A 19,055-nucleotide genomic window follows, 5' to 3' on the forward strand; every position below is an offset into this window, starting at 1 on the left:
CCCACGGTGGTCCATGACCTCGAGCGGCACCCCCACCGCCCCGTCCAGACCAGGCAGCGAATTCGCCGAGTTGACCCGCAGCATCAAGCAGCGTGGACTCCTCAGGCGCAGACCTGGCGACTACGCCCTCAAATTCACCGTCAACGCGGTGCTGCTCGCCCTTGGTTGGGTGGGCTTCGCACTGCTCGGTTCGTCCTGGTGGCAACTGCTGGTCGCGGCGTTCCTCGCGATCGTGTTCGCCCAACTGGCCTTCATCGGCCACGACGCGGGCCACAAGCAGATTTTCCGTGGCAGCCGCGCCAACCGCATAGTCGGATACGTGCACGGTGGCCTCGTGGGACTCAGCTTCGCGTGGTGGGTCGGCAAGCACAACCGGCACCACGCCAACCCCAACCACGAGGACGACGATCCCGATCTTGACATCCCGCTGCTGGCGTTCAGCCACGGCCAAGCCGCCGAAAAGCGCGGCTTCCAGCGATGGACGGCGAAGTACCAGGCGTTCCTGTTCTTCCCGCTGCTGCTGCTAGAGGGACTGAGCCTGCACCTTTCCAGCGTCCAAGCCGTACTGCGTCGCGAGGTCAAGGCGACCCGGCTGGAAGCGACCCTGCTCGCCGCACACATCGTCGGTTACCTGACCGCTGTCTTCGTCGTACTCTCGCCGTTGCAGGCCATCGCCTTCATCGCGATCCACCAGGGACTGTGGGGCGTCTACCTCGGAATGTCGTTCGCCCCGAACCACAAGGGCATGCCAATGCTCACCGCGGGTGAAAAGCTCGACCACCTGCGCAAGCAGGTCCTCACCTCACGCAATGTGCGAGGGGGCCGCATCGTCGACTTCGCCCTCGGCGGGCTGAACTACCAGATCGAGCACCACCTTTTCCCCAGCATGCCAAGGGCAAACCTGCGACATGCGCAGCCGCTGGTCGAGCAGTACTGCAGGCGGATCGGCCTTCCCTACGCCCAAACCGGCGCCTTCGCCTCCTACGCCGAGGTGCTGCGCCATCTGCATTCCATCGGCGCGCCGTTGCGCGCCGCGCCCCGCGTCGCGAAATAGCCGCGGGCACAGCCCATTGAGGAGTCCCATGCCATCACCGGCAGCTGTGCAGCCTGTGCTGTTCAGCCACAGCGAACGAGAAGAACCCATCGACTACGGGCAGCTAACGGGCAAAGGCGACGCGACGAACGATGCCGACTCGCCCGACTTCCGCGCGCCACGCGCCGGCGGCGTTCAGCGCCGACCACGGGGACGGCAACGGTAAGCGGTTCGGCCGCCGTGGTGTGCGGCGGACGGCACCTTTCCGGCGGTCGAGGACCGGCCGCCGGCGCCCCTAGCGTGGTCGGCATGGACACCGAAAGCAGCCATGACAGCTCTGTTGCCCTGGCTCGCGGACTCGGCGGCTACATCAGGGCGGTCGCCGCGGCGATCGGTCTTCCCGCCGAAGGCACCAGCTTCGAGATCAGTGATACGGCCACCGGCTACCTCGGCCTGACCGCTCGCGGGCCCGCCCACCCCGACCACGACCTCATGCTCAACTGGAGCGAGCGCCTCGGGTGGTGGATCGCCGTCGAAACCGCCCCGAACGAACGGCAGCAGGTGCTCGCGCAGTTCGTCGACGAGCTACTACCCGCGCCAGTCGAAGTCGCCGCGTTCGTGGCCAACACGCTGAGCGGCACGGAGCCTGCCAGCGAGGCGGTCGAGAGCTTCCACCCCGTCGACAGGACAACGCTCGCCCATCGCCTCGAGAAGTACGCGGCATCGTGAGCCCGCTGCTGGGAAACGTCACCCGGCCGAACCGCTGACCCGCCGCTAGCCTGCCAGTCAGGGCTGTATCCGATGTCGAGGCGGGTGGTGTTTCGTGACGCGGTTTCGCCGAATACTGGTCGCCACCGACCTGTCCGACCGCTCCGGGCAGGCGGTGAGGCGGGCCGGGTTGCTCGCCGCCGAACACGGGGCGCGGCTCACCGCCGTGCACGTGGTGCCGTTCGACGTCGAACCAGAACTCGTCGACTTCGCAGCGGAGCGGCTGCGCTCACACGTCGAGAAGTACGCGCCGGAGGTCGAGGTGGAGACCGTCGTGCGGCAGGGTAAGCCCGCGTCGGTGACCGTGTCCGAGTCCGTCGAGCGCGCTGCCGATCTGCTGGTGGTTGGCGAGCGCGGCGGGCACTGGAAACGGGGCGTGCTTGTCGGGAGCACCACCGAGAACCTGGTACGCGCCAGTGTGACTTCGGTGCTTGTGGTGAAGAACCAGGTCGAGGGCGCCTACCGCACCGTGCTCCTCGCTGTGGAGGCATCCCGACACGCGGCGGTCGCGGCTGGGTTGGGCACCTCGCTCACCCCAGGAGCCGACCACATCCTCGTACATGTCAGCGTGGTCGTCGGTGAGCACCTCATGCGTATGCGTGGGATCGAGGAGGGCGACCTCGATCGGCTGCGCGAGGTGAGCACCGAACGGGTCCGACCCCGGATCGAAGAACTGGCGGGCGACCTCGAACCCGCCCCCAGCGCGATCAAGGTCGAGTCCGGCGAGCCACGCGGCGTGCTGCCCGAACTGGCGCAGCGGTACGGGGCGGACCTGACCGTCGTGGGCAGCGGGACACACTTCCACCTGGGACACGCCCTCCTCGGCACCGTCGCGCAGCACGTGCTGCGGCAGGCGCCCTCCGACGTGCTCGTCGCGAGGGGATAGCCGACGGGCGAAGCGGTCCGGCCCGGTCGCGGTCAGCCTCCCGCCGCGCGCGTAGCCCGAGCACCCAAGGCCCGCAAGTACTCGGCCAACTGCGGCGGTTCGTGCACATCGAAATCGAACCCGAGCATGGTGAGGCGGAAGGCGAGCCACTCCAGCGTGTCGGCATGGCTGTGTAGTTGGCAGGTGTGCTCGTCCAGCGCCGTCACTTCGCCACCCGCGCCGCCCCAGCCTGCTTTCACCACCTCGACCGGCGCGTGCAGGGTCACGAATGCCCGATAGGTGGGGGCCAGCGAGTACAACTTGCTGGTGACGTAGGCGGCCGCGTCCTCGGCGGGCAGGTCCCGAGGGCTGAACCGCACGCCGGTCAGCAGTGGCGCCCCGATCCGGTCGACCCGGAAGATGCGCCAGTCGTCCCTGTCGGTGTCGAAGCCGAGCAGGTACCAGCGACGGCCCATCGAAACCAGCCGGTGGGGCTCCACCAGGCGGTTGGTCTCGGCGCCGTCACCCGCCCGATAGGAGAAGCGCAGCCGCTCGCGGCCCGCGCTACCTGTGGCCAGTACGGTCAAGGTTTCCGGATCGACCTTCGGGCCGAGCCCTGCCAGCATCGGAACCGTCGCCGAAACCAGCGCGCCCACCCGCCTGCGCAGCCGGGAGGGAAGCACCTGTTCCAGCTTGGTCAGTGCCCGCACCGCTGCCTCCTCGATGCCCTCCACCGCGTGACCGGAGGCGATCCGCAGACCGACCGCGATGGCCACCGCCTCCTCGTCGTCGAGCAGCAGCGGCGGCATGGCCGTCCCTGCGACCAACCGGTAACCACCTTCGGCTCCCAGCGCCGCTTCCACCGGGTAGCCCAGCGCACGTAGCCGCTCGATATCCCGGCGAACGGTGCGTGGGCTGACCTCCAGCCGCCGGGCAAGTTCGCTGCCAGGCCATTCCCGCGGGGTCTGCAACAGGGACAGCAGCCGCAGCAACCGCGCCGAGGGATCTGTCATGGCTTCCAGAATGCCCGAAATATAGGACAGGATCTGGCCTACATCGAAGCTAGCTTGTCCAACATGAGCGAAGACATCCGAGAGTTCCGCATCGAAATCCCGCAAGCCGAGCTCAACAGCCTGCGCTCCCGGCTGGACCTGGTGCGCTGGCCGGGGCAACTGCCCGGCGAAGGGTGGAGCCGAGGGGTCCCGGTGAGCTACCTGAGAGAGCTGGCAACGTACTGGCGCGATGAATACGACTGGCGCGGCCACGAGTCGCGGCTGAACGAGTTCCCGCAGTACCTCACCGAAATCGACGGCCTCGACATCCACTTCCTGCACGTGCGATCGCCCGAGCCGGACGCGCTGCCGCTGATTCTCACCCATGGCTGGCCGAACTCCATCGTGGAGTTCGTGGACCTCATCGACCTGCTCGCCAGGCCAGGAAACGCCGAGCAGGCGTTCCACGTGGTGGTGCCTTCGCTGCCCGGTTTCGGGTTCTCCTCCCCGCCCCGCGAGACCGGTTGGAACGCCGCACGCGTAGCGCGGACCTGGGCCGAACTCATGCGGCGCCTCGGCTACGACCGGTACGGCACCCAGGGCGGTGACTTCGGCGCCTACGTCGCACCCGCGACGGCAACTGCCGCTGCTGACCACGTTGTCGGTGTCTACATCACCGGCGGGCTGGGCTTTCCCAGCCAGGACGACGTTTCGGAGCTCACCGACGGCGAGCGCGAAGCCTATGCCGAGCTTGCGAAGCAGGACTGGATGAACGGAGTGGACCACCACGGACTGCTCGGCACGGCACCGCAGACGTTCGCCTACGGCTGGCACGACTCCCCCGTGGCGGCGCTGGCCTGGATGACACAGAAGTTCCACGAGTTCAACGCCAGCGACAGGCCACTGGAGCAGGCGATCGCCCGTGACCTGTTCCTGACCAACGTGAGCCTGTACTGGCTCACCGGCACTTTCGGGTCGTCGGCATGGCTGTACTACGACAGCACCGGGTTCAACTGGCCCGAAGGGCAAAAGGTCGCGCCGACCGGCGTATACAGCGGTGCTCCAGGAGTCCGCAGGCTCGCCGAACGCGACAACACCATCGTGCACTGGCCCGAGCACAATCCGGCCGGACACCACTTCATCGCCATGGACCGTCCCGGCGACTACGCCGCCGACCTCCGCGCGTTCTTCGCCGAACTGCGCTGACCTCGGGCCGTCCCGGCCGTGCAGGACCTGCGCCAACTCCTGGAGACCAACGACCTTCCCACGCTGCGGGACTGGCTCGCCCAATACACCCGCACGAGATCGCCGACGAACTCGGCCTCGCGGACGCGGTGCGTGCCGTCTCGTCGACTTCCCCGTCGCGGCCATCGCGCTGTCGCTGATCCTGGTGTGCGGCTGGGCGGCCACCACCGGAGCGACCATGCCGCTGCTTGCCAACCGTCTCGGCATCGACCCTGGTAGACGCCACCGGCCTGATCATCTACTTCGTGCTGGCCCGCCTTGTGCTGGGAGTATGAGCAGGTCGTCGGGCCCTGCGGCTGCTACGGGGTAGTGGGCTCACGTTCGGGTGCCGCCCTGGGAGTACCGCGGCATGCCGCTGGCCGGGGCCAGGGCCGCTGCGGGCGGCCAGCGCGTCAGCGACGAGCCCGGTGGCGAACCCGTAGCTGGTCTTGTGCAGCAGGTCGACCACGAGTTCCGTGCGAGGCCAGGTGGGTGGCGGCGCACCGACACCGGTGGCGTTCTCCAGAATCTGGTCGTTGGTCAGCCTCACGACGGCGAACTGCGCCGAGGACGAGGCTCCGCGCAGTCCCGCGTGTGCCATCGTCGAGCGCAGCACGCCGAGCAGCGCGCCCTGGCCGAAGTGCATAACCCAGTTCAGCAGCCGTAGCCGCTTGCCCCTGGGTTCGGGCGTACCCGCCAGGCGGGCCAGCACGCGGCCGGGCACATGCGAGTCGGGCCGACCCGTCAGCCGCTGCTCCACGCGCTCCGACAACGTCATAGCGACCGTTCCCGCCGTACCGGCCACGAAACCTTCCCACAGGACGCGTTTCACCGTCATGACCACGGATTACCCGGCAACGCCCTTGAACACTCGCCGGGCCGCCTGATCGCGACGACCGGCGACGGAACGTCAGCGTGCTGACCGATCCGAACTCCCTGCATCGCGGACAGTAGGCCTACCTCGGCAAGGGTCTGGTCAACCGCATTGAGCATCGACGAGCTCCCCGCTTTGACGCGGTGGTGTTGTCGCACCCGTGACCCCATCGATCGGTTGGCACGGCGCGGATTCCGTTGTTCATCTCGGCGTCGCGCCGATACTCGGGGCACTGGTGAGTATGGACGGATCACAAGGGATCGACCTTTACGGCTGCCGCGGCCACGAAGGCCATTTCCTGTCCATTACGACGTGGTGGGGGCAGCCGCACTGTCCACTGAGGTGCGGCATTCTGATCGCGGTCGGCGGTACCGGCGTGAGGACCGGCGGTCAGTCGGCGCGGTTGGTCCCGTGCGCGGCCCGGACTCGGGCGAGTCGGTCGCGCCACCATGCGGCTCGGTCGGGGTCGGTGAGCTGGTAGGCCTCGAGCAGGGTCGGGTCCGGAGTGGGTGGCGTGCGCGGCACGGGCAGGTAGCCGTCTGTTGGTCGCAGCGACTGCGGGTCGGCCACGAGGTCGCCTTCCAGCAGTGAGAGGGTGCCGAGGCCGCAGGCGAAGTCGAGGTCGGGCAGGGCACCCGCCAGGGCGAGCTGCGCGGCGAGGCCGATGCTGGTTTCCAGCGCGGACGACACCACGCAGGGCAGTCCAGCGGCTTCGGCAACCTCCAGCGAACGCCGTACGCCGCCGAGTGGGGTGCACTTGATGACTGCGACGTCGGCTGCGCCCGCGACAGCGACACGCAGCGGGTCCTCAGCGCGGCGGATGGACTCGTCGGCGGCGATGCGCACCTCGACCTGTCGGCGGACGGCGGCCAGTTCCTCGACGGTCCAGCAGGGCTGTTCAACGTATTCGAGCCCGCTTGCTGCTTTGTCGAGCTGGCCTATGTGGGACACGGCGGTGTCGACATCCCAGACTCCGTTGGCATCCACCCGGATCGCACCGTCCGGACCGAGAGCATCCCGGACGGCTTCGACGCGGGCGAGGTCTTCGGTCAGCGACTCAGGATGGTCGGCGACCTTGACCTTGGCGGTACGGCAGCCGGAATTGGCGGCGATCTCGCGGGCACGTTCGGGGTCTACGGCGGGCACGGTGCAGTTGATGGGGATGCGGTCGCGTACCGGTTCGGGCCAGCCGACGGTGCATTGTTCGATCGTGGTCGCCAGCCACGCGGCGGACACGGTGTCGTCGTAGTCGGCGAACGGGCAGAACTCGCCCCACCCGGCGGGACCTTCGATCAGCATCCCTTCCCGCACGGTGATGTTCCGGAACCGGGTGCGCATGGGGATCGCGTAGATGCGGGCGCCGTCGAAGTCGATCTCGTTGGCCATCAGGGGATGCCGTCCTCGTCACGTCGGGTGGTGGTCGCGGGAGAGCAACTCGGCGACGCCGCAATCGGAGGCGCTGCGCGCCACCACGATGTTGGTGGGCCTAACGCATCAGCATACGAACCACTCGGTGCTGGTCGAAGGGCCTGAGATCACGATCCGCCCGGTGGGCACCCGTCGTTTGGTGGCGGGTGGTTCCCTATGAGCCACCGCAAGATCATTACCGGGTTGACGGCCGTGCAGGCCGACGGGCTGGCCTGCGTGGTGTGCGGGGCTGACTACCTCCGTGTCCGGGTTCCGCATGTGCCGGTGGGTTGGTCGGAGACCGGCTCGCAGGTGTTCGCCTGCGTCGCCCGCTGCCCGGACGACGAGCGGTGCGCGGCGGGAGGTGTGCTGCGGTGAGCACCACGGCATCCCCGGCTCGGCGGGACCGGGCGCTGTGGGTGCAGTGCGCCTGCACTGCACTGGTCGCGCTCGGCGCGGCGTACGCCTCCTACCGGCACGGCCGCGAGTTCGCCTTGCGCTTCGGTGCCGACGAAGCGACGGCGGCGATCTGGCCATTGATCGTGGACGGCATCCTGACCACGGCCACAGTCGAGTTGTGGAAGACGACCGGCCGCCATACGGGTGGCCGGTGGGCTGCCTGGTTGTCCTTCGTGTTCGGGATCTGCCTCTCGCTCTGCGCTAACGTGGCGGCGGCTCCTGAGCTGAGCGTGTTCGCCGTGGCGGTCGCGGCGTGCCCGCCGCTTGCCCTGCTGCTGGCGGTCGAGCTGCTCAACCGCGCGCTCAAACGGCACCGCGTCGAGACCACGAGCGAGACCACCGAGACGGGCGAGACCGGCGACGAGAAGGCCCCGGTGGTGCGTCTCGCGGTGGTCCCGGACGAGTCTCGGTCGTCGGCCGAGCCGACCGCCGAGCAGCGGATGTGGGCGTACCACGTGACCGAGCGGGCCAAGGGCCGCACGCCGACCGGCGCGGAGCTGGACCGGATCGCGGGCACGAACAACTACGGCCGTCGCGTTCTGCGGGAGTGGCGACGGCAAGGCCGCATCGCGGATGACGCGACGGTTGATCATCAGCGCTCCAGATCGGTGCGCAGGGCCGTCGAAGTCCAGTAAGTGCTGTGGACGTACTGGACTTTGCGTACAGATGAACCTGACTGGTGGCGTGCTCAGTGTGAGGTGGTGATCGCCTGCAAGGTGGCGATGAGTTCGCGGTCCGGACTGACGTTTCTGCTGTACAGCGGGCTGCAAGGGGTCGCGGCCAGTCGGACCGCGAGTTCGACGAGGTCCACGGTGGGATCGTCGTGGCGGTGGATCTCGGCGAGGCGGGCGAACTCGGTCATGACGCCCACCACGCTGCGGTTCGCGGTAACACCGAGCTGAGCGGTCTGCATGTGCTGCCGTTCCTGGTCCACGAACGCGGCGGGAGCCTGGCGGACGGTCAGCGCCGTGCTGATCTGCTCGGCGATCCTGCTGCTCAGGGTCGCTGTAGGTGCCAAGGGCAGTAGCACGGGCAGCAACGTCGTCTCGTTGACCAGCAGCACGATCCGCGGCCGCCAGAACAGGACAGTGGCATACCACGGACCCAGCAACGTCGTGCCCCGATCGTCGTCCCGCGCGATTGACGGACCCGCCAGACGCAGCAGTTTCTTGGTCGCACGCACGATCAGCACCCGTCCATCCTCCCCCACCTACGACTGCGACAGACCAGGCACCGGCTACAGAGGAGGGCGACGTTGCCAGGCACTGCGGCAACGTCGCCCTTCACCGTTAATCACGCGGCACCGTGAGACTCGGCCGTGCTGACGAGTTCGGGACCGGTCGCACCGGCCAGTGCGACAAGCGCTTCGTCGAGCAGGCGCCGGACGGCGGAGTTGAGGGCGGTGCACTCGCTGTCGATCTTCGTCGCCGACTTCTGGATCGTGGCGGACAGCTTCTTGACCGAGTCGATCTTCACCAGGTGGTTGAGCGCTTCGGCGATCTTCTCCTCGGCCGTGGCGACCTGGTGGACGCCCTTGCGGCTTGCCGTCGCGATGGCGGTCGTGCGCAGGAGCATGATCACGGTGCGCAGGAGGTCAGGGCTGTCGTTGTCTGGGTCGAAGGCCAGCACGAGCCGCTGCGCGCCGATCACACGGAGGGTCTGCCTGCCGTTCTGGTCGATGGTGCGGACGAGGCCGAGCGAGGCGACGGCATCGCGGTTGCGCTCTGCTTCGGCGAAGTAGTCGGTCCAGCCGGTGCGCGACGAGTCGGTCATCTCGATGACGACGCGGGCGGCGCCGTCGTTCAGGCTCAGCACACCGTCGCCCTTCTTGCAGCGGGGCAGGCGGCCCGTGGTCGTGCTGGTGTCCGTGTAGTCGTCGCCGAGCCCGGCGGCGATGCCTGTCAGCACGGTGTGCACCGAGCCGGCGTAGGACTCGCCCTTGATCGGCGTCACCTTGGCGAGGGCGGTCGTGGCCTCGTGGACGCGCAGTACGGTCGACACCTCCTCGATCTTGCTCGTCAACTCGGCGTGTTGCTTGGCCAGTTGCTGGGTGAGCTGTTCCTGCTGGGCGGTGAGTTCGGCGGCGTGCTTGGCCATTGGGGAAGTCGGGTCGGACGGGTCGAACTGCCTAGCGGCCTTGGCCAGCAGTTCGGCCGTTCCAGCGCTCACCTTCGCGTCGAGATCGGTGCTGAACTTGTCGAGCACCGGCTGGAGGCGTTCGACAAGTTCGGGGTTCTCACCAGCGAAGATGCGGCGCAGCTCGGTGTTGAGGTCCTGCTTCGCCGTCATTACCGCCGTGGTGAGCTCCTTGCGGCTCTGGGTGCCCGCGTCGGTGATGGTCGTCTTGGCGTCACGGGCCGCCGCCATGACGGCTTCGGACGCTTCCTTCACTGCTCGCGCCGTGAGTTCGGCTGCCTGGGCGGTGGAGTGGGCGGTCTTGTCTCCGACGTCCCTCAGCAGTCGTTCGAGTGCCTGAGCTTCTTGGGCCTGTCCGGTCACGCTCAGTGCATGCGCGCCGATGCGTACGGCCTCGGTGACGTAGTTGGTCAGGTCGGCACTCGTGAGGGTGTCGAGGTTCTCCACGAGCGGGCCGCGCTCGCCGGAGACCCAGCGCTGGGCCTCTCGTGCGACCTCGCGGTCGTGGATCGTCAGTCGCTCGATGACGACCGCTGTGGCGTCGTTGTCGAAGTGGGCTGGGTGCTTGATGTGCTGGGTCATCGCGTTCTCCTGCGGGAAGCGCTGCCGATGATCGACAGCGGGCCCACACAGGTTGAGCCGAGCCGGGCGGCGTTGTCGCACATGAACGTGGATAAATGGGGTTATCACTTCTCATACCCGCGATGTGGGCCATTCTCGATACTCTCTGTGTCGTGAGTCGGCGGATAGACCGAGGAGGTGTGTCGTGGCAGGTGGGGGGCCTACGTTGACGTTGCAGGATGTCGCGGATCTCGCTCGTGTCCGTCGTCCGGTCGTGAGCATGTGGCGCAACCGGCCGCGCGTCCGCGGTCTGCATGTGCCCTTCCCCGCCCCTGTCGAGGTCTCTGGCGGGATGGAGCGCTTCCGCCGCGAAGACGTCGTCGAGTGGCTGGAGCGCACTGGCCGAGGTAACAACCCCGAGGCGAATCTCGACGCACCAGCGTTGAGCGTGCCCGATGACGTGCCCTTGGACGAACTCGTCACGTGGCTCTGCCTCGCAGTATTGACAGGGGAGGAACTGGCGGACACGACAGCGGAGAACCGCATCACCCTGGCGCGCGGTGTCGATCCCGACGACCGGGTGCTGTTCCGCGAGGTGGAGGCTTCCGTGCCGGCCGTCTGCACGCTGCGGTTCATCGATGACCTGGTTGAGGCGTCGTACGGCCCGCGCGAGGCACTCGACCGGCTGGAGCAAGGAAGGGCCGCGCGGACGCTGGGCACTCGTGATCTCACCTCCGACGCAGTTGACCTCATCCACGCCGTCGCCGAAGCCTGCGCCCTCCACCTCGACCCCGAGGGCGTGCCGCTCGTGCACGTCGGCCCGGCGTCGAGCGTGACGCTCGCGCTTGCTGACACCTTCACCCATCTCGTGGTGCCCGGCGGCACTCCGGAGTTGCGGGACATCAGACGCAGGGCGGCGATTCGCGAGATCGAGACCGTCGACGACGCGGCAGGCCCTGGCGTCCGAGTGTTGTCTGCCATCGGCAGGCCCGCCGACGAGCTGCTTGATTTGGTCGACAACCTCGTGCTCGATCTCGGCGAGGGTGAACTCGCGATCATCATCGGCCCGGCTGGCGTCCTGTGCGACGAGCTACAGGGGCAGCAGGAGCGGCACCGAGCGCAGACTCTCCGCTCGGAGAGCCTCGCTGTCGCGCTGCGCCTTCCTCGGGGAATGTGGCGTGAGGCGCACCGGCAGGCGCTGGGCCTGTGGGTTTGCGCGACCGGCGGGTCCATGCAACGGCCGCTGGTCGCCGACCTGGCCGCGTTCACCCGAGACGAGCTGGACTTGGGCGACCTCGCCTCCGACGTGACCGGCGCGTTGACAGCCACGCGAGGTCGTGCTTTCCGTTACCTTCGCCCGCACGACCTCCCACCGATCCTGAGTGCCCGCACTGTCGTCGTGCCCCGTGGGGTGCGAGCACTGCGGCTCGCGACGACGGAGATCGAGCGGCACCTCGCCGTCATCAACGCGGCCACCCTGGTGACGAGCGAGCCGATCCAGCCCTTCGACGTGCTGGCCGAACGCGCCCCTGGCGCGATGTTGCTGCGCAGGCGGTCGCTGGGCGAACTGAAAGACCTGGGGCACGTACGAGTGCTCCGCGGCAGCCGGATCGACCACAGTCACGACAATCCTGCCGGTTCCGTCGCGGTCCTGTCCGCGACCGACTTACACGGCACTGCGCGCCTCGACCCGTTCGATGCTGCGCGGCTGTACCCGCGCGCGGTCCGAACTGATCCGGGGGATGTGGTGTTCGCGGAACGGCCACACCCGATCGCGAGGGTCGACGACCACGGCGGATCGCTGGTGGCCTCCCCGTCGAAGATCCTTCGGATCAGTTCGCAGGCAGGAATCGGCCCCCACGCGGTGGCGGCGATCATCAACCGGCTGCCGAACGAGCCCACCGAGTGGCAGACCTGGAGCGTGCCGATCCTCGACACCTCCGAGGTGGAGCGGCTGGAAGAGGCGCTTCTTGCCGCAGCGAACCACGAGACCACCCTGCGGCGGCACCTGGATGCAACGCGGGATCTCGTCACGGCCATGATCGACGGAGTCGCCGCCGGCGCGGTGACTCTCTCCACGCGGACAACGCAGTAGGAAGGACAGGCAGCATGCCTCCCCGCACGAAGAAGGAACCGTCGGCACCATCGACGATGAAGGAGCTGAAGGACACCCTCTGGAAGGCCGCCGACCGGCTCCGCGGCTCGCTGTCCGCGAACCAGTACAAGGACGTCATCCTCGGCCTGGTGTTCCTCAAGTACGTCTCCGACGCCTACGACGAACGCCGCGAGGCCATCCACGCCGATCTGACGGCACAGGACTACGACGAAGAGCAGATCGCCGACCTGATCGACGACCCCGAGGAGTACCAGGGGTACGGGGTGTTCGTCGTACCGCCCACCGCCCGCTGGAAGTACCTCGCGCAGTACGCCAAGGGCAAGCCCGCCGAAGGCTCCGAACCCGCCAAGAACATCGGCCAACTCATCGACGAGGCGATGGACTTCGTCATGAAGACCAACCCGTCGTTGCAGGGCACGCTGCCGCGCCTCTATAACAAGGACAACATCGACCAGCGACGCCTCGGCGAGCTGATCGACCTGTTCAACAGCACCAAGTTCAGCCGCCAGGGCGAACACCGCGCCCGCGACCTCATGGGCGAGGTCTACGAGTACTTCCTCGGCAACTTCGCCCGTTCGGAGGGCAAGCGCGGCGGCGAGTTCTTCACCCCGCCCAGCGTTGTCCGAGTGATCGTCGAGGTGTTGGAGCCCTCGCGCGGTCGTGTGTACGACCCGTGCTGTGGCTCGGGTGGCATGTTCGTGCAGACCGAGAAGTTCATCTACGAACACAACGGCGACCCGAAGGACATCGCCATCTACGGCCAGGAAAGTCTGGAGGAAACCTGGCGGATGGCGAAGATGAACCTCGCCATCCACGGCATCGACAACAAGGGCCTCGGGGCGCGGTGGGGCGACACCTTCGCCCGCGACCAGCACGCGGACGTCCAGATGGACTACGTGATGGCCAACCCACCGTTCAACATCAAGCACTGGTCCCGCAACACTGAAGACCCCCGCTGGAAGTTCGGCGTCCCACCCGCCAACAACGCCAACTACGCCTGGATTCAGCACATCCTGTACAAGCTCGCTCCCGGCGGCAGTGCTGGCGTAGTCATGGCGAACGGCTCGATGTCGTCGAACTCCAACGGCGAAGGCGCGATCCGCGCCCAGATCGTCGAAGCCGACCTCGTCTCCTGCATGGTGGCGCTCCCGACACAACTGTTCCGCAGCACCGGTATCCCAGTCTGCGTCTGGTTCTTTGCCAAGGACAAGCGCGCCGGCAAGCACGGCGCGGTCGACCGATCCGGCCAGGTGCTTTTCATCGACGCCCGCGAACTCGGCTACATGGTTGACCGTGCCGAACGCGCCCTGTCCAACGAGGACATCGCCAAGATCGCCGACACCTACCACGCCTGGCGCGGTACCCGCTCCGCCGCGCAAAAACTTCTGACTTACGAGGACACCCCTGGGTTTTGCAAGTCAGTCGGCATCCCCGACATCAAGGCCGCCGATTACGCCCTCACACCAGGCCGCTACGTCGGCGCCGTCGAAGTCGAGGACGACGGCGAACCCATCGACGACAAGATCCAGCGACTCTCCAAGGAACTATTGACCGCATTCGATGAGTCCGCGCGGCTGGAGAAGGTTGTCCGCGGACAGTTGGAGCGACTCGATGCTTGAAATGAAGCGCACGACCATTGGAGCCTTGGGCAGGCTATTCGATGGGCCACATGCAACTCCCACGCGACGGTCCGATGGGCCATACTTTCTTAACATCGCTAGCCTCAAGTCTGGTCGCCTCGACCTATCGGAGTCAGACCACGTTTCTGAAGAAGACTTCGTCCGCTGGACACGCAGGGTCATCCCTCGCGCGGGGGACCTCTTGTTCTCGTATGAGACTCGACTCGGCGAAGCGGCACTGATGCCAGAAGGAGTAACGGCTTGCTTGGGACGCCGTATGGCTCTCCTGCGACCGGATCGCTCTATTGTTGATCCGCGATTCCTTCTCTATTTCTACCTTAGCCCCTCTTTCCAGCGGGCCATCGCCACAAACACGATCCATGGCGCCACAGTGCCACGGATTGGACTCTCAACAATGCCTGCATGGGAGATAGCGATACCCAGCCTTTCCAAGCAAAAGGCAATTGCTGATGTTCTAGGGGCGCTCGACGACAAGATCGCCGCAAACGATCAAGTAGCGGTTACCGCCCTAAGCCTCGCTGATGCGCTGTTCGCCGCAAGCCTGCAGCGAGATGCCGGAACCCCCATAACCATCGGGGAACTCGCAGATCGAGGCGTTCTTACACAAGGAGACGGGTATCGAACGAAGCAGGCTGAGCACGGCCAGCCAGGATTCCGAATTCTGAGAGCAGGAGATATTCGAGACGGACGTGTCGTTCCAGAAGGAACCGACTTCGTATCGGAATCCTATGCTCGACAAATCGGACAGAAAGCCTCTCGCCCGAACGACATTGTCATGACTACAAAAGGTTCGGTGGGGCGAGTGGCAGTTGTGCCACCCGACCTCGAGACTGTCGTCTACAGCCCGCAGATTTGCTACTTTCGCGTACTCAACGAAGATGCTCTCGATCGCGGTTATCTAGCTGCTTGGTTTAGAAGCTCAGATCTTCAAACCCAAGCGTCGCAACTAATGTTCAAGAGTGACATGGCGCCGTATATCAACCTTCGCGACATTCGCTCTCTCACTGTTCCCGTACCAAGCCGGACCGAGCAGCGTAAACAAGGAGAGCTGCAACGCAGTCTCCTAGATATCATCCATGCCGCCCACTCCGAAAGCAGGCGGCTCGGACGTACGCGGGACGAACTGCTGCCCCTGCTGATGTCCGGAAAGATCCGCGTGCGGGAAGTCGAAAAAAACGTGGAGGGGGTCGTGTGATGGTGGGGCAGCCGGGGTTCAGTGAAGCCGAGTGGGAGGGCGTCGCGCTGGAGACGCTCGCCGAGCAGGAGTGGCAGTCGCTTCCAGGGATCGCCATCGCGCCGGGCGCTGAGAACGGTAGGGCGTCGTGGGATGACATCGTGCTTCCTGGGCGGATGCTGGCCAAGCTGCGGGAGCTGAACCCGCAGGTGCCGGCGGAGTACCTGGAGCAGGCACTTGCGGAGATCATCCAGCCGACCTCACAGGACGCGATCGCCGAGAACTACCGGCTGCACCAGATCTGCACTCAGGGCTACCGCGGGATCAGCTACATCGACACCGACGGCGTCGAACAGAACCCAACCATCCGGTTGGTCAGCCACCAGGTCGGCGACAACGAGTTGCTCGCGGTCAACCAGGTCACCGTCCGCACCGCTGAGGTCGAGCGTCGCTTCGATGTGGTGCTCTATCTCAACGGCATGCCGGTCGCCATCTTCGAGCTGAAGCAAGCGGGCGCGGTCAAAGCCGATCTAGACGCGGCGCACGCCCAGTTGGCGACCTATCTGCGCGAGTTCCCGATGGCGTTCCGGTTCGCGGTGGTGACCGTGATCAGCGACGGGATCACCGCCCGCTACGGCACGCCCTTCACGCCGCTGAACCACTACTCGCCGTGGAACGTCGATGACGACGGAAAGCCGGTGAGGCTTGGCGAGCCGCTCGATGACGTGCACCTCGGCACCGAGTTGGAGTTTCTGATTGAGGGGGTGTTCAACCCGGAGCGGTTCCTCCAGTTGCAGCGGAACTTCACCGCGTTCGACGGCGGGGCCGACGGCTACGCGAAGCGTATTGCCAAGCCGCACCAGTACTTCGCGGTCACCAAAGCGGTGGGCTCGACCGTGGCCGCTGTGGAGAGCAACGGCAAGGCCGGGGTCGTGTGGCACACCCAGGGGTCGGGCAAGTCGATGGAGATGGAGCTGTACGCCCACCTGGTGGCCGCGCAGCCCAAGCTCAAGAACCCGACCATCATCGTCGTGACCGACCGCAAGGAGTTGGACGGGCAGCTGTACGAAGCGTTCAACCGATCCCGACTGCTGAGCGAATCCCCGATCAAGGTGACGACCCGCGCGGAACTGCGTGAGGAACTGGCCAGCCGCGCAACGGGCGGCATCTACTTCACCACGCTCCAGAAGTTCGGTCTCAGCAAGGCCGAGAAGGACGCCGGGCTGGATCATCCGCTGCTGTCGGACCGCCGCAACATCATCGTCATCGCCGACGAGGCCCACCGCAGTCACTACGACGACCTCGACGGTTACGCCCGGCATCTCAAGGACGCGCTGCCCAACGCCGCGCTGATCGCGTTCACCGGGACACCGATCTCCTTCGATGACCGCAACACCCGAGAGGTGTTTGGCGACTACATCGACATCTACGACCTCACCCGTGCGGTCGATGACGGTGCCACCGTCCCCGTCTACTTCGAGCCACGCCTGATCAAGGTCGGGTTGACCAAAGACGTCAGCGAGGAAGACCTCGACCGAGCTGCGGACGAGGTCACTCTTGGGCTTGACGAGGTGGAACGCGCCAAGATCGAGAAGTCCGTCGCCGTGATCAACGCTGTGTACGGGGCTCCCGCGCGGTTGGAGGCATTGGCTGCCGACATCGTCCAGCACTGGGAGACCCGCTCGGAGCAGATGCGCAAGTTCATCGGCTCTCCCGGCAAGGCGTTCATCGTCGGCGCGACCCGAGAGATCTGCGCCCACCTTTACGACGAGATCATCAAGCTCAAGCCGGACTGGCACAACGACGCCGTCGACAAGGGCATGATCAAGGTCGTCTACTCCGGCTCGGCTCAGGATGTGATGCCGGTGGCCAAGCATGTCCGGCGTGATGGGCAGAACAAGGTCATTCAGAAGCGGCTGCGCGACGCCGATGACGAGCTTCAGATCGTCCTGGTCAAGGACATGATGCTTACCGGCTTCGATGCGCCGCCGCTGCACACGCTGTACCTCGACCGCCCTCTCAAGGGCGCGCTGCTGATGCAGACCCTGGCGCGGGTGAACCGCACCTTCCGCGGCAAGCCGGACGGCCTGCTCGTCGCCTACGCGCCGCTGGCGGACAACTTGAACAGGGCGCTCGCCGAGTACACCGACACAGACCGGGCCAAGAAGCCGGTCGGCAAGCACGTTGACGAGGCTGTCGACCTCACCACCACGCTCATCGCCTCCCTCGACGAGCTGTGCGCCGGCTACCCGTGGCGGGCGAAGCTGGATGGAGGTCCGAAGAGCTGGGTGAAGGCCGCCTACGGGCTCACCAACTACCTGCGCTCACCCACCACCCCCGGCAACCAGGTACCGGAAGGCGAGGAGACGCTCGGCGACCGCTTCCGGAAGTTGGCCAACCAACTGGCCCGTGCGTGGGCGCTGTGTTCGGGCAACCAGACCCTCGAACGCCTCCGAGTAACGGCAAGGTTCTACGAAGAAGTCCGCGTGTGGATGGGCAAGTTCGACGCCCAACAGCGGCAGGCAGAGGGCAAGCCCGTGCCGGAGGAGATCCAACGGATGCTCTCCGCACTGGTCGCTACCTCAACCGCATCTGGTGAGATCATCGACATCTACGACGCCGCTGGCTTGCCGAAGCCGTCGCTGTCCGACCTGGGGCCGGAGTTCCAGCTCAAGGCACAATCGGCGTCGAACCCGCACCTCGCCATCGAAGCGTTGCGCGCGTTGCTGGTTGAGGAGTCGGATCACGTCACGCGGCACAACCTCGTGCGTCAGCGGGCGTTCTCCGAGCGAATCGCCGAGCTGATGCGCAAGTACACCAACCAGCAGCTCACCTCGGCCGAGGTGATCGCCGAGCTCATCGAACTGGCCAAGGAAGTCGCTGCGGAGAGCAACCGCGGCCAGCGCTTCGACCCTCCCCTGTCCCACGACGAGCTGGCGTTCTACGACGCGGTCAGCACCAACGAGTCCGCGGTTGAACTCCAGGGCGACGACGTGCTTGCCCAGATCGCACGCGAACTGGTGGCGGTGATGCGACGCGACGTCAAGACCGACTGGACGGTGCGAGACGATGTCCGGGCCAAGCTCCGATCGTCGATCAAGCGGCTACTCGTGAAGTACAAGTACCCGCCGGACAAGCAGCCCGAAGCCATCAGGCTCGTGATCGAGCAGATGGAGGCGATGGCACCTCGCTACGTCTCGAACGGCAACGGAACCCGAGCGAACGCGTCGTCAGACTGAGCCGCGCGCTGTGGCAGGTAGTGGCAATAGCGCGGCCCTGAGTAACCGGGCTGCGCTGCCAGCCGTAGGCTCACCAGCGTGGCAGAAAGGTCCAAGATGACGGTGGCAGTGGGGCGACGTGCAGCACGGGCGATCTTGATCGACGATCTCGGTCGGCTGCTGTTGATTAAGCGGACCAAGCCGGGGCAGGCGCCGTACTGGACCGCGCCCGGTGGCGGTGTCGAGGACACCGACGCCTCGGTGGAGGCGGCGCTGTACCGGGAGCTGGCGGAGGAACTGGGCGCGAAGGCCACGGATGCCTCGCAGGTGTTCCTGTTCAGCTCGCCGTCGGACAGTGGCGTCGCTGTGCAGCACTTCTTTGTGGCGCGGCTGGCCGACCTGGACGAGTCCGCCCGGAGCGGCCCGGAGTTCAGCGACCCGTCGCGCGGCGGGTACGACCTGGACCGGGTTGACCTTCGGGGAGAAGATCTCGCGTCGATCGACTTGAAGCCGACCGCGTTGAAGGAGTTCATCCTGGCTAACCGGGAGGCTCTGCTGGTCGAGGCGGGCGCAGCCGCCTGAGCTGCG

16 protein-coding genes and 1 pseudogene are annotated in these 19,055 nt (G+C 66.4%); 12 read left to right on the forward strand and 5 right to left on the reverse strand.

Annotation, left to right across the window (positions count from 1 at the left end; translation table 11 throughout):
• Positions 1-13 precede the first annotated feature (13 nt).
• The 3 genes from FHU38_RS06360 to FHU38_RS06370 all read left to right on the forward strand — a co-directional run bounded on the left by FHU38_RS06360 (position 14) and on the right by FHU38_RS06370 (position 2,687).
• Positions 14-1,054 (forward strand): fatty acid desaturase family protein, encoded by a 1,041-nt coding sequence (locus FHU38_RS06360; RefSeq protein ID WP_167167599.1) that lies wholly within the window; start codon positions 14-16, stop codon positions 1,052-1,054.
• 288 nt (positions 1,055-1,342) lie between these two features.
• A complete protein-coding gene (locus tag FHU38_RS06365) occupies positions 1,343-1,762 on the forward strand; it encodes a DUF6292 family protein (RefSeq protein WP_167167602.1) in 420 nt (139 codons plus the stop codon).
• Positions 1,763-1,856: 94 nt separating this feature from the next.
• Entirely contained in the window at positions 1,857-2,687 is an 831-nt protein-coding gene (locus tag FHU38_RS06370; protein ID WP_313886674.1) for a universal stress protein, read from the forward strand.
• Between the two features lie 32 nt (positions 2,688-2,719).
• Here the strand turns inward: FHU38_RS06370 and FHU38_RS06375 are convergent, their stop codons facing one another.
• Positions 2,720-3,679, reverse strand: a complete 960-nt coding sequence (locus FHU38_RS06375) for a helix-turn-helix transcriptional regulator (RefSeq protein ID WP_167167605.1) — start codon at positions 3,677-3,679, stop codon at positions 2,720-2,722.
• Between the two features lie 63 nt (positions 3,680-3,742).
• Here FHU38_RS06375 and FHU38_RS06380 point away from each other — a divergent pair, with 63 nt between their 5' ends.
• The gene (locus tag FHU38_RS06380; protein WP_167167608.1) at positions 3,743-4,864 is read left to right on the forward strand and encodes an epoxide hydrolase family protein; all 1,122 of its coding nucleotides are present in this window, start codon (positions 3,743-3,745) and stop codon (positions 4,862-4,864) included.
• A 139-nt stretch (positions 4,865-5,003) separates the two neighbouring features.
• Positions 5,004-5,178: pseudogene (locus FHU38_RS27190) on the forward strand (magnesium transporter); the annotation flags it as partial.
• On the opposite strand, the gene FHU38_RS06390 reads toward FHU38_RS27190, so the two are convergent.
• Entirely contained in the window at positions 5,142-5,720 is a 579-nt protein-coding gene (locus FHU38_RS06390) for a hypothetical protein (protein WP_167167611.1), read from the reverse strand. The pseudogene FHU38_RS27190 and the gene FHU38_RS06390 sit on opposite strands and share 37 nt — an antisense overlap.
• A gap of 426 nt (positions 5,721-6,146) precedes the next feature.
• Positions 6,147-7,142 carry an o-succinylbenzoate synthase gene (locus tag FHU38_RS06395; RefSeq protein WP_167167614.1) on the reverse strand — a complete coding sequence of 332 codons (996 nt, stop codon included), beginning with the start codon at positions 7,140-7,142 and terminating at the stop codon, positions 6,147-6,149.
• A gap of 198 nt (positions 7,143-7,340) precedes the next feature.
• On the opposite strand from FHU38_RS06395, the gene FHU38_RS06400 reads away from it, so the two are divergent.
• Complete coding sequence (locus tag FHU38_RS06400; protein ID WP_167167617.1) at positions 7,341-7,541, forward strand: hypothetical protein; 201 nt, start codon at positions 7,341-7,343, stop codon at positions 7,539-7,541.
• Complete coding sequence (locus tag FHU38_RS06405) at positions 7,538-8,257, forward strand: DUF2637 domain-containing protein (protein WP_167167620.1); 720 nt, start codon at positions 7,538-7,540, stop codon at positions 8,255-8,257. Before FHU38_RS06400 ends, FHU38_RS06405 begins: the two co-directional genes overlap by 4 nt.
• 53 nt (positions 8,258-8,310) lie before the next feature.
• On the opposite strand, the gene FHU38_RS06410 is transcribed toward FHU38_RS06405, so the two are convergent.
• Together FHU38_RS06410 and FHU38_RS06415 are read right to left on the reverse strand one after the other, a co-directional pair.
• Entirely contained in the window at positions 8,311-8,814 is a 504-nt protein-coding gene (locus FHU38_RS06410; protein WP_167167623.1) for a DUF6933 domain-containing protein, read from the reverse strand.
• Between the two features lie 101 nt (positions 8,815-8,915).
• The gene (locus FHU38_RS06415; protein ID WP_167167626.1) at positions 8,916-10,340 is read right to left on the reverse strand and encodes a Fis family transcriptional regulator; all 1,425 of its coding nucleotides are present in this window, start codon (positions 10,338-10,340) and stop codon (positions 8,916-8,918) included.
• Between the two features lie 184 nt (positions 10,341-10,524).
• Here FHU38_RS06415 and FHU38_RS06420 point away from each other — a divergent pair, with 184 nt between their 5' ends.
• The 5 genes from FHU38_RS06420 to FHU38_RS06440 all read left to right on the forward strand — a co-directional run bounded on the left by FHU38_RS06420 (position 10,525) and on the right by FHU38_RS06440 (position 19,049).
• Positions 10,525-12,414, forward strand: coding sequence for a helix-turn-helix transcriptional regulator (locus FHU38_RS06420; RefSeq protein WP_313886675.1), 1,890 nt, complete (start codon positions 10,525-10,527; stop codon positions 12,412-12,414).
• A gap of 14 nt (positions 12,415-12,428) precedes the next feature.
• Positions 12,429-14,054: a class I SAM-dependent DNA methyltransferase gene (locus FHU38_RS06425; protein WP_167167629.1), complete on the forward strand. Its 1,626-nt coding sequence runs from the start codon at positions 12,429-12,431 to the stop codon at positions 14,052-14,054.
• Between the two features lies 1 nt (position 14,055).
• Positions 14,056-15,270 carry a restriction endonuclease subunit S gene (locus tag FHU38_RS06430; protein WP_243852422.1) on the forward strand — a complete coding sequence of 405 codons (1,215 nt, stop codon included), beginning with the start codon at positions 14,056-14,058 and terminating at the stop codon, positions 15,268-15,270.
• Entirely contained in the window at positions 15,270-18,488 is a 3,219-nt protein-coding gene (locus FHU38_RS06435; protein ID WP_167175639.1) for a type I restriction endonuclease subunit R, read from the forward strand. The genes FHU38_RS06430 and FHU38_RS06435 overlap by 1 nt, the downstream gene beginning before the upstream one ends.
• 96 nt (positions 18,489-18,584) lie before the next feature.
• The gene (locus FHU38_RS06440; RefSeq protein ID WP_167175642.1) at positions 18,585-19,049 is read left to right on the forward strand and encodes an NUDIX domain-containing protein; all 465 of its coding nucleotides are present in this window, start codon (positions 18,585-18,587) and stop codon (positions 19,047-19,049) included.
• Positions 19,050-19,055: the final 6 nt, after the last annotated feature.

The sequence above is a fragment of the Saccharomonospora amisosensis genome (assembly GCF_011761185.1).
Classification (GTDB): Bacteria; Actinomycetota; Actinomycetes; order Mycobacteriales; family Pseudonocardiaceae; genus Saccharomonospora_A; species Saccharomonospora_A amisosensis.